This window comes from Bosea sp. Tri-49, assembly GCF_003952665.1.
Lineage (GTDB): Bacteria > Pseudomonadota > Alphaproteobacteria > Rhizobiales > Beijerinckiaceae > Allobosea.
In genome coordinates this window covers 2,848,778-2,858,171 of the sequence record NZ_CP017946.1, presented here as the reverse complement: position 1 = coordinate 2,858,171, position 9,394 = coordinate 2,848,778, and the positions used below count along the sequence as shown (strand labels likewise).

Below are 9,394 nucleotides of genomic sequence, written 5' to 3'. Positions count from 1 at the left end.
GGGTTTTGCCTTGCCTGGTCGGCCTGCCTATGGTCGCGGCCATCGCCAGCCTCGCTTCGGACAGCCGTCATGCCTCAGGACATCGCCAAGGTCGCCCTCATCACCGGGGCCGCGCGCGGGATCGGGCTCGCGACCGCCAAGCGTTTTCTCGCTGACAATTGGCGCGTCGTCCTGCTCGACATCGACGCGCCGGAACTCGCCAAGGCGATGGCCGAGCTCGATGCGCCGACCGTGACGATGACGATCGCCTGCGATGTCGCCATGCCGGAGCAGGTTTCGGAGGCGGTCGATGCGGTGGTCGAGCGCTTCGGCCGGCTCGATGCGCTCGTCAACAATGCCGGAACGGCCGTCTTCAAGCCGTTGCTGGAGACGAGCTACGCCGAATGGCAGCGTGTGCTTGCGGTCAATCTCGACGGCCCGTTCCTGACCACGCAGGCTGCGGCACCGGTGATGGCGGATAATGGCGGCGGCGCCATCGTCAACATCACCTCGATCTCGGGCCTGCGTGCCTCGACGCTGCGCGTCGCCTACGGGACCAGCAAGGCGGCGCTTGCCCACCTCACCAAGCAGCAGGCGGCCGAACTCGCCGGGCTCGGCATCCGCGTCAACGCGGTCGCGCCCGGGCCGGTCGAGACTGCCATGGCGAAGGCGGTGCACTCGCCCGAGATCCGCGCCGATTATCATGATGCGATCCCGCTCGCCCGCTATGGCGCGGAAGAGGAGCTGGCCGAGGCGATCTTCTTCCTGTGCAGCGACCGGTCGAGCTACATCACCGGCCAGGTTCTCGCCGTCGATGGCGGCTTCGACGCGGTCGGCATCGGCCTGCCGACGCTGCGCGGGCAGCGCCGTAATCGCTAGCCCAGAAGCCCGGCCAGCGCCTTTTTCAGCGTGACGCTGCCGCGACGCGTCTCGCCGACCTCCTCGAAGGCGATCCGGCCGGCATTCATGGCGTCGTAGAGTTCAGCCAGCTCGCGCGCATGGCTCGCGCTCAAGCCCGCGGCGACGAGCCCCGGTTCCCACTCCGCCCGCGGCGTCGGCACGGCCGCGATCGGCTTGCCGAGCAACTCGCCAAGCGCCTGCGCGGCGTCTTCAGGCGAATACTCTGCCGGCCCTTTCAGGTTGACGATGCGCTCGCCGGCATGCGGGCGGTCGAGTTCGATAGCGGCCTGCCTGCCGACATCGCTAGCGGAGACGGTCTCGCCCGCGGTGTCGAGCGGCTGGCGCATGCTCGGCAGGATGCCGTGCTCGGCGGCGACACCGACGACGCTGCCCCAGTTCTCCATGAATTCGGTAGCGCGGATGAAGGTCAGCGAGGGCGCTGCGCCGCGCAAGGCTTGCTCGAAATCGTACAGCGCGCGGACGATGCCGGTGCCTTCACTGCGATGGGCGCCGCTCGACGACAGCGCCACCACATGCCGCACGCCGGCGCGGCGGATTGCCTCAGCGATCGCCGCTCCGTTCTTCGCAGCCGCAGCGAAAACATCCTCGGCTGCGTGCGGCACCGGATTGAGCACATAGACTGCCTCTGCGCCGGTTAAGGCTGCCGTCAGCGCCTCGACATCGTCGAGGTCGGCCTTGGCCAGAACCGCGCCTTTGTCGGCAAGCGCTGCGGTGCGGTTCGGCTCCCGGACGATCGCCCTGACCGCATGACCTGCAGCGAGGGCAGCCGCCAAAGCCGCGCCGCCCGTCTGTCCCGTCGCTCCCATGATCGCAAACATCGTGTCCTCCATCGGTTGATGGAGGCGAGATAACAGGGCAGTATCAGAAGCGTAAGTACGCACAATTTTTATACTGGATTGGAGCAGCCGATGCGCCCGTCGCTCAAGGACATCCCCTATGTCTGGTGCCCGGTAGAGGCGACGATCGACGTGATCGGTGGCAAGTGGAAGGCGCTGATCCTGTTCCAGCTGACGCGCGGCCCGTGCCGGTTCAACGCGCTGCGCCGACTTCTCCCGCATGTGACACAGCGAATGATGACCCTGCAGCTGCGGGCGCTCGAAGAGGATGGAGTCATCTCCCGCAGCGTGCAGGAGACGGTGCCGCCCAAGGTCGAATACGCGCTGACCGAACGCGGCTGGGCGCTGGCGCCGATCTTCGAGGGAATGGCGCATTGGGGGCAGGCGCATGGCACACGCCGGTCGGAGCCGGCCTGAGCCAGCGGCAACATTCCGCTTGCGCCTGCTCCGGAACGGCGCAAACCTGTCTTTCGACATCCCACTTCGACGGCCGCCCGACCCTGTCGGGCCAGAGCGACCGCCGCCTTTCCGGCGTGGGCGCTCCATTCTCGTTCCCGCCGGTCAACCGCCGTTCCGGACATGAGGCTTCAAGGCCACCGTCCGCGCGCGGCCAAACCGAAGGAGGACGGCATGGCTGTGACTTCCGGCAATGGAGGAAACCCGTCCGGCGTCAGAGGTAGGGGCCCGCGATGCATCGCGATCGTCGGTCCCTTCCAGAGCGGCAAGACCAGCTTGTTCGAAAGCATTCTGGAGCGTTGCGGCGCCGTCTCGCGTGCCGGCTCCGTCAAGACGAAGAACAGTGTCGGTGACGCCTCGCCCGAGGCGCGCTCCCATCAGATGAGCACCGAGCCCAACGTCGCCAGCGTCGATTTCATGGGCGAGCGCTACACCTTCATCGACTGCCCCGGCTCCGTCGAATTCCTGCACGAGATGCGCCATGTCCTGCCGGCTGTCGACGCCGCGGTCGTGGTCTGCGAGGCCGATGACCGCAAGGCGCCGGCGCTGGAACTCGTGCTGCGCGAGCTCGAGGAGGCCGATATTCCGCGCTTCCTCTTCCTGAACAAGATCGATTCCGCCTCGCGACGCGTGCGTGAAACACTGGCGCTATTGCAGCGCGCCTCGCGCACCCCGCTTCTGCTCCGGCAGATTCCGATCTGGCGCAACGGCATCGCCGTCGGCTTCATCGACCTCGCGCTCGAGCGCGCCTTCATCTATCGCGAGCATGCGCCCAGCGAGATCGTGCCGCTCGCTCCCGAAGAGGTCGAGCGCGAGCGCGACGCCAGATTCTCGATGCTGGAAAAGCTCGCCGACTATGACGACGAGCTGATGGAAGGATTGCTCGGCGACATCGAGCCGCCGCGGGATCTCGTCTTCGACGACCTCGCCCGCGAGCTCAAGGAGCGCCATGTCGTGCCCGTGCTGATCGGCGCTGCCGAGCGCGGCAACGGCGTGACCCGGCTACTCAAGGCGCTCAGGCACGAGGCGCCGACACTGGCGGTGACGCGCGGGCGAGTGGGCGTCGTTGATAGCGGCGCGCCGCTGGCGCTGGTGCTGAAGACCTGGCAGTCGGGCCAGGGCGGCAAGCTTTCGCTGGCGCGCATCCTGCGCGGGCGCATGGCCGAGGGCGATGTGCTCACATCGTCCGGAGGCGTCGAGGCTCGTATCGGCGGCGTGCTCGAGCTCAAGGGGGCCGAGCAACAGCGCCGCCCTGCGGCGGATGAAGGCGAGGTCGTCGCCTTCTCGCGGCTCGAAGGCATCCGCACTGGAGACACCGTCGCGGTTGGCAAGTCCCGGCCGGATATCGTCAGCGCCGTGGCGCCGCCGGAGCCGGTTCATGCGCTTTCGGTCGGCGTCAAGGATCGCAAGGACGATGTCAGGCTGACCGCCGGCCTCGCCAAGCTGATCGAGGAGGACCCGGCACTTGCCCTCGAGCATCGCGCCGAGTTCGGCGAGATGCGCCTGTCGGGTCAGGGCGAGATGCATTTGCGTGTCGCGCTCGAGCGACTGGCCGGGCGCTACAGCGTCAATGTCGACAGCGGCGCGACGCAGATCGGTTATCGCGAGACCCTGCGCGGCAAGGCCAGCGCCCGCGGCCGACACCGCAAGCAGAGCGGCGGCCACGGCCAGTTCGGCGATGTCGTGCTGGAGATCGCGCCGCTTCAGCGTGGCGAGGGCATCCGCTTCGTCGACCGTATCACCGGTGGCGTCGTGCCCAGACAGTATATCAGCTCGGTCGAGGCCGGTGCGCGCGACTACTGCCAACGCGGGCCACTCGGTTTTCCGCTCGTCGACATCGAGGTGACGCTGACGGACGGCTCCTATCACACGGTCGATTCCTCCGACATGGCCTTCCGGCAGGCGGCGCGGATCGCGATGGGCGAAGCCTGTCCGCAGGCGAAGCCGGTCCTGCTGGAGCCGATCCTGGCGGTCGAGATCGTGATTCCATCGGACGCGATGTCGCGCGCCTCGGCGATCGTCTCGGCAAGGCGCGGCCAGATCCTCGGCTATGACGCGCGCCCCGGCTGGCGCGGCTGGGACCAGATCAACGCACTGATGCCGGAGGCCGAGATGGCTGGGCTGATCGTCGAATTGCGCTCGGCGACGGCCGGCGTCGGCTCGTTCAGCGCCCGCTTCGACCATCTCGCCGAGCTCGCCGGCAAGCCGGCTGACGCGGTGGTCGCGGCCCAGGCGATGGCGCAGGCGCGCTAGAACCTGTTCCGGTCCGATTGCACAGTAGGCTGACCGAAGGAACGATATTTAGACTAAAGTCTACGAACAAAAGGTGAAGGACGGATTCATCGGTCGGGTTGTCTAGACCCGACCGGATTCGGCTCCGGCCTCGGTTTTTGTGCTTTGGCTGGGATTGGATAAGGCGTCGGCTTCGGCCTGTTGCAGCGCAAAGGTTTATATGTAAACTTTTGCGTAGTGGGTGCTTGCGCCCGCCGCTAGGCTTGCGCAGTGTAGCGTGAGACAATCAGAAGGTGCGGAACGCGACCGGCCAGCAGCCGGGCGTCCGCGGCGCGGTACCCACACCCGGTAACAGGGCGGGCCGCTGAGGGGAGGATGACGATGACGGCAGTTTCAGCGGTTCAGTCGGCGCCGGATGCACGTCCCTGGCTGGCGCATTATCCGCCGGCAGTGCCGCCCACGATCGATGAGGCCCAGGTCGGTACGCTGGCGGATCTGATCCGTAACGCTTACGAGACTTATCCTGATCGCGAGGCGTTCGAGAGCTTCGGCAAGTCGATCACTTTTTCTGAGGTCGGCCGCGCAGCGCGCGCCTTCGCTGCCTGGCTGCAGGCGCAGGGCTTCAAGAAGGGTGACCGCATTGCGCTGATGATGCCGAACATCCTGGCCAATCCGGCGACGATCTTCGGCACGCTGCTCGGTGGCTTCACCGTGGTCAACGTCAATCCGCTCTATACCGCCCGCGAGCTGACGCATCAGCTCAACGACTCCGGCGCGCGCGCTCTGGTCGTGATCGAGAATTTCGCCCATGTCGTCGAGGAAGCTCGGCCCAATCTCAAGCTGGAGTCGATCGTCATCGCGACGGCCGGCGATCTGATGGGATTCAAGGGGGCGATCGTCAATTTCGTCGCCCGCAAGATCAAGAAGGTGGTGAAGCCCTACAACCTGCCGGGCGCGGTGCCGCTCAAGACGATCCTCGCTCAGCCAGGGGCCATGAGCCCGGTCACGATCACGCCTGAGGATGTCGCCTTCCTGCAATATACCGGCGGCACGACCGGCGTTGCCAAAGGCGCGACGCTGACCCACCGCAACGTCGCCTCCAATGTCGCGCAATGTGCACTCTGGCTCGGCTGGCAGCTTGAACCGCCGCATGGCCGCAGCGACTACCAGCACGTCATGGTGACGGCACTGCCACTCTACCACATCTTTGCGCTGACCTGCTGCTGCATGTTCATGCTGCGCATCGGCGCCAAGAGCCTGCTGATCGCCAATCCGCGCGACATCGCCGGCTTCATCAAGATCCTCAAGGGAAGCCGGTTCACGCTCTTTTCCGGCGTCAACACACTCTACAATGCGCTCGCCAGCCATCCCGACATCAAGGATGTGAACTTCTCCGAGCTGCGCTTCGCCATCGCCGGCGGCATGGCGACGCAGGCCGCCGTCGCCAAGCGCTGGAAAGACGCCACCGGCCGGCCAATCATCGAAGGCTACGGCCTGTCGGAGACCTCGCCGGTTGCCTCGGTCAACCGCACCGACATCGCCGAATTCACCGGCACGATCGGCTACCCACTGTCTTCGACCGACTTCGCCATTCGCGATGCCGAGGGTAATGACATGCCGGCTGGCGAAGCCGGCGAGATCTGCATCCGCGGACCGCAGGTGATGGCCGGCTATTGGAACCGGCCGGACGAGACCGCCAAGGTGATGACAGCAGACGGCTTTTTCCGCACGGGCGACGTCGGCGTCCTCCTGCCGGACGGGCAGATCAAGGTCGTCGACCGGATGAAGGACATGGTCATCGTCTCCGGTTTCAACGTCTATCCGAACGAGGTCGAGGACGTTCTCGCCAAGCACCCGGGAGTGCTGGAATCGGCTGTCATCGGCCTGCCGGACGAGCATTCCGGCGAGGCGGTGACCGCTTTCGTGGTCAAGCGCGACCCTGCCGTCACGGCCGATGAGCTGCGCGCCTTCTGCAAGGAGAACCTGACCGGCTACAAGGTGCCCAAGCAGATCATCTTCCGCGACGCCTTGCCGAAGACCAATGTCGGCAAGGTCTTGCGCCGGGCATTACGCGAAGAGGTCGCAGCCGGGCTCAAAGTCTGAGCCCGAGCGCAACTTATTCTGGCGCGTGGATCGTCGCGCGCAGCGCCCTGAACTGCGGCAGCGCGGCAGCGAGCCCCGCTTGGTCCGTGGCGCAGATCAGCGCTGTGCGGCCCTTCGCCGTCTCCAGGGTCGAGGTGAACATGCGTACGCTCAGCGCGTTCGGACCGGCCTTGGGCGTGACGATCAGCTCGATGCCGTTGAAGCCCTGGTGCTCGAACAGCTTGAGGTCGGACACGGTGCCGATCGTCTCGAACATATCGCGGTAGAGCTGCTGCCATTCCGGCTTGGCCATTTGCTCGTTGACGATCTCGCGCGTCAGCTTGGCGTTCTGCGCCGCGCTCTTGAAGCCGAGCGTGCAGAGCTGGCCGGTGCTGTTCACCGCCTTCGGCGTGCCGGTCTTCGAGCTGATGTCGATCGTCACTTCGAACTGCGGATGCGGCTTGCCGGCCTCCGCCTTGAAGCCGGCGGGCGGCGCGACTGAAAGGCTGGTCGCGGCATCGCCATAGGACTGTGCGGCGGCGCCTCCGGCGAACAGGGCGGCGAGGGCGGCGGAAAGATAGAGCGGTCGGATCATGGCCACGAGCTAGTTCCCGATTGCGACAGCGAGGAGACGGATGGTTCGTTGCGGCTATGGGCGTCGCACAGGCTTCACGTCAAGCCGCGAGCAGGGATTTCCCGGCCTGGGCATGGGCGGTCACCGGCAGGATCTGGCCGGGCGCGACGCTGCGGCCGAAGTGCACCAGAGTGAAGTCCTCGGCTCGGCCGGTGTCGCCGCGTTCGGTCAGGACCGAGAGTGGCCGGCCGATGCGAGCGGCAAGATGCCGGACATGGGCGGCCTCCGCCGCTTCGCGCAACCGAGCTGCCCGCTCCTTGATCTCGCCACCCGCGACCTGGGGCATGCGCGCCGCCGGCGTGCCGGGCCGGGGTGAGAACGGGAAGCCATGGACATAGGACAGCCCACACTCTTCGATCAGGCCGAGCGTGCGGGAAAACATCGTTTCATCCTCGGTCGGGAACCCTGCGATCAAGTCGGCGCCGAAGACGATCTCTGGGCGCAACCCGCGCATCTCGTCGCAGAACCGGACTGCGTCGGCGCGGCTGTGACGGCGCTTCATCCGCTTCAGGACGAGGTCGTCGCCGGCCTGCAGCGACAGATGCAGATGCGGCATCAGCCGAGGCTCTTCGGCGATCAGGCTGCGCAGGTCGTCGTCGACCTCGACCGCATCGAGCGAAGACAGCCGCAGCCGCTTCAGCTCGGGCAGCGCGGCGAGGATCGCGGCGACGAGCGCGCCGAGCGTCGGCCCCTCGGATCTCTCCCGGCCATAGCTGGTCAGATCGACCCCGGTCAGCACGATCTCGCTGGCGCCATCCTCGACAAGGCGGCGCGCTTGCGCGACGACCTCGGCGACCCCAGCCGAGCGCGCATTGCCGCGCCCGAGTGGGATGACGCAGAAGGTGCAGCGATGGTCGCAGCCGTTCTGCACCTGCAGGAAGCCACGCGTGTGCTGGCCCAGCGCCCGCGTGCGGTGAGGGGTGGCGTCGCGGGCTTGCATGATGTCACCGACTGCGATCTTGCCAGCGGGGTCGCCATCCGGGCTCGTCGTGCGCAGGCTGTTCGAGCTTGCGAGGCCTCGCCAGCTCGCCATGTCGAGCTTCTCGGCATTGCCGAGCACCCGCGCCACCTGCGGCATGGCGGCGAAACGCGCGGGCTCGATCTGCGCGGCACAGCCGGTGACCACGATCGGGCGCTCGGGTTTTTCGCGAGCGAGCCGGCGGATCGCCTGGCCGGCCTGGCGCACCGCTTCCGTTGTGACGGCGCAGGTATTGATCACGGCAAGGTCGGAGAGGCCGGCGGCCAGCGCCTGCCGTTCGATCGTCTCGCTCTCGACCAGATTGAGCCGGCAGCCGAAGGTGACGAGCTCGACCACCATCAGGCGACGGCGGCGAAGAGCTCGGGCTCCAGCACGCCGTCCCAGTCGAGCGCCGCCGGCCCGGTCATCAGTACATGGCCATCGCTCTCGCGCCATTCGATGATGAGATCGCCGCCGGGCAGGCTGACGGTCGCCTTGCGATTGGAGAGCTCGCGCCGCACCGCCGCGACCAGCGCCGCGCAGGCGCCCGAGCCGCAGGCGCGGGTGATGCCGGCGCCGCGCTCCCAGACCCGCAGCACGATATGGTCGGGCGCCTTGACGGCGGCGAGGCCGATATTGGCGCGGTCCGGAAAGATCGGATGGTTCTCCAGCAGCGGGCCGATCTGCTCGAGGTTGAAGCGATAGGGATCGTCGACGAAGAAGACCGCGTGCGGATTGCCCATGCTGACGGCGCAGGGCGTGTGTAGGATCGGATCGTCGATCGGGCCGATCTGCAATTCGAAGCGGCTGGTGTCCTCGAAGGGCTCGGCCAGCGGGATCTCGTCCCAGGCAAGGCGCGGTGCGCCCATGTCGACAGTGAAGACGGTCTCCGACCGGCACGCCACCGGCAGGAGGCCGGCCTTGGTCTGCAGCAGGAGACCATCGCGGCCGGCTTGCCCCATCTGCGGGTCCGCGGTCATCGCCCAGGCGACGCAGCGGGTGCCGTTGCCGCATGCACCCGCTTCCGATCCGTCGGTGTTGTAGATGCGGACATAGGCATCGGTGCCCGCCACCTTCGCGTCATGCAGCACCATGAGCTGGTCGAAGCGGGTGTGCTCCTGACTCGCGATCGCGCGCGCCTCGGCTTTGGAGACGAGATGCTTCGTCCCGCGCAGATCGAGCACGGTGATCTCGTTGCCGAGTCCGTTCATCTTGAGGAACCGGCGATTGGCGAGGGCGTTCATATCGTCACATGTCCATGATCATGGCGGTATATGAGCGCGACGCCGAAAAAAT

Annotated in this window: 8 protein-coding genes; 4 read left to right on the top strand and 4 right to left on the bottom strand. The window is 66.8% G+C overall.

Going from position 1 to position 9,394, the window contains the following annotated elements; genetic code table 11:
* The first annotated feature begins 69 nt into the window (after positions 1–69).
* Entirely contained in the window at positions 70–858 is a 789-nt protein-coding gene (locus tag BLM15_RS14030; RefSeq protein WP_126113341.1) for an SDR family NAD(P)-dependent oxidoreductase, read from the top strand.
* On the opposite strand, the gene BLM15_RS14025 is transcribed toward BLM15_RS14030, so the two are convergent.
* Positions 855–1,718: an NmrA family NAD(P)-binding protein gene (locus BLM15_RS14025; protein WP_164547514.1), complete on the bottom strand. Its 864-nt coding sequence runs from the start codon at positions 1,716–1,718 to the stop codon at positions 855–857. The two genes, BLM15_RS14030 and BLM15_RS14025, sit on opposite strands and share 4 nt — an antisense overlap.
* Before the next feature lie 90 nt (positions 1,719–1,808).
* Between BLM15_RS14025 and BLM15_RS14020 the strand changes: the two genes are divergently transcribed.
* The 3 genes from BLM15_RS14020 (at position 1,809) to BLM15_RS14010 (ending at position 6,527) form a co-directional block, all read left to right on the top strand.
* Positions 1,809–2,153, top strand: coding sequence for a winged helix-turn-helix transcriptional regulator (locus BLM15_RS14020; protein WP_126113339.1), 345 nt, complete (start codon positions 1,809–1,811; stop codon positions 2,151–2,153).
* Between the two features lie 213 nt (positions 2,154–2,366).
* The gene (locus BLM15_RS14015; protein ID WP_126113338.1) at positions 2,367–4,445 is read left to right on the top strand and encodes an elongation factor G; all 2,079 of its coding nucleotides are present in this window, start codon (positions 2,367–2,369) and stop codon (positions 4,443–4,445) included.
* 360 nt (positions 4,446–4,805) lie between these two features.
* On the top strand, positions 4,806–6,527 hold the full coding sequence (locus BLM15_RS14010; RefSeq protein WP_126113337.1) for an AMP-binding protein: 1,722 nt from the start codon (positions 4,806–4,808) through the stop codon (positions 6,525–6,527).
* A gap of 13 nt (positions 6,528–6,540) precedes the next feature.
* Here BLM15_RS14010 and BLM15_RS14005 read toward each other — a convergent pair whose 3' ends face one another.
* The 3 genes from BLM15_RS14005 to dapF all read right to left on the bottom strand — a co-directional run bounded on the left by BLM15_RS14005 (position 6,541) and on the right by dapF (position 9,342).
* Positions 6,541–7,107, bottom strand: a complete 567-nt coding sequence (locus BLM15_RS14005) for a hypothetical protein (protein ID WP_126113336.1) — start codon at positions 7,105–7,107, stop codon at positions 6,541–6,543.
* 73 nt (positions 7,108–7,180) lie between these two features.
* A complete protein-coding gene (gene mtaB, locus BLM15_RS14000) occupies positions 7,181–8,458 on the bottom strand; it encodes a tRNA (N(6)-L-threonylcarbamoyladenosine(37)-C(2))-methylthiotransferase MtaB (protein WP_126113335.1) in 1,278 nt (425 codons plus the stop codon).
* Complete coding sequence (gene dapF / locus BLM15_RS13995) at positions 8,458–9,342, bottom strand: diaminopimelate epimerase (protein WP_126113334.1); 885 nt, start codon at positions 9,340–9,342, stop codon at positions 8,458–8,460. Before dapF ends, mtaB begins: the two co-directional genes overlap by 1 nt.
* Positions 9,343–9,394: the final 52 nt, after the last annotated feature.

Coding starts and splice junctions, on each gene's coding strand:
- BLM15_RS14030 (WP_126113341.1), top strand. CDS start 70: ATGCCTCAGGACATCGCCAAGGTCGCCCTCATCACCGGGGCCGCGCGC.
- BLM15_RS14025 (WP_164547514.1), bottom strand. CDS start 1,718: ATGTTTGCGATCATGGGAGCGACGGGACAGACGGGCGGCGCGGCTTTG.
- BLM15_RS14020 (WP_126113339.1), top strand. CDS start 1,809: ATGCGCCCGTCGCTCAAGGACATCCCCTATGTCTGGTGCCCGGTAGAG.
- BLM15_RS14015 (WP_126113338.1), top strand. CDS start 2,367: ATGGCTGTGACTTCCGGCAATGGAGGAAACCCGTCCGGCGTCAGAGGT.
- BLM15_RS14010 (WP_126113337.1), top strand. CDS start 4,806: ATGACGGCAGTTTCAGCGGTTCAGTCGGCGCCGGATGCACGTCCCTGG.
- mtaB (WP_126113335.1), bottom strand. CDS start 8,458: ATGGTGGTCGAGCTCGTCACCTTCGGCTGCCGGCTCAATCTGGTCGAG.
- dapF (WP_126113334.1), bottom strand. CDS start 9,342: ATGAACGCCCTCGCCAATCGCCGGTTCCTCAAGATGAACGGACTCGGC.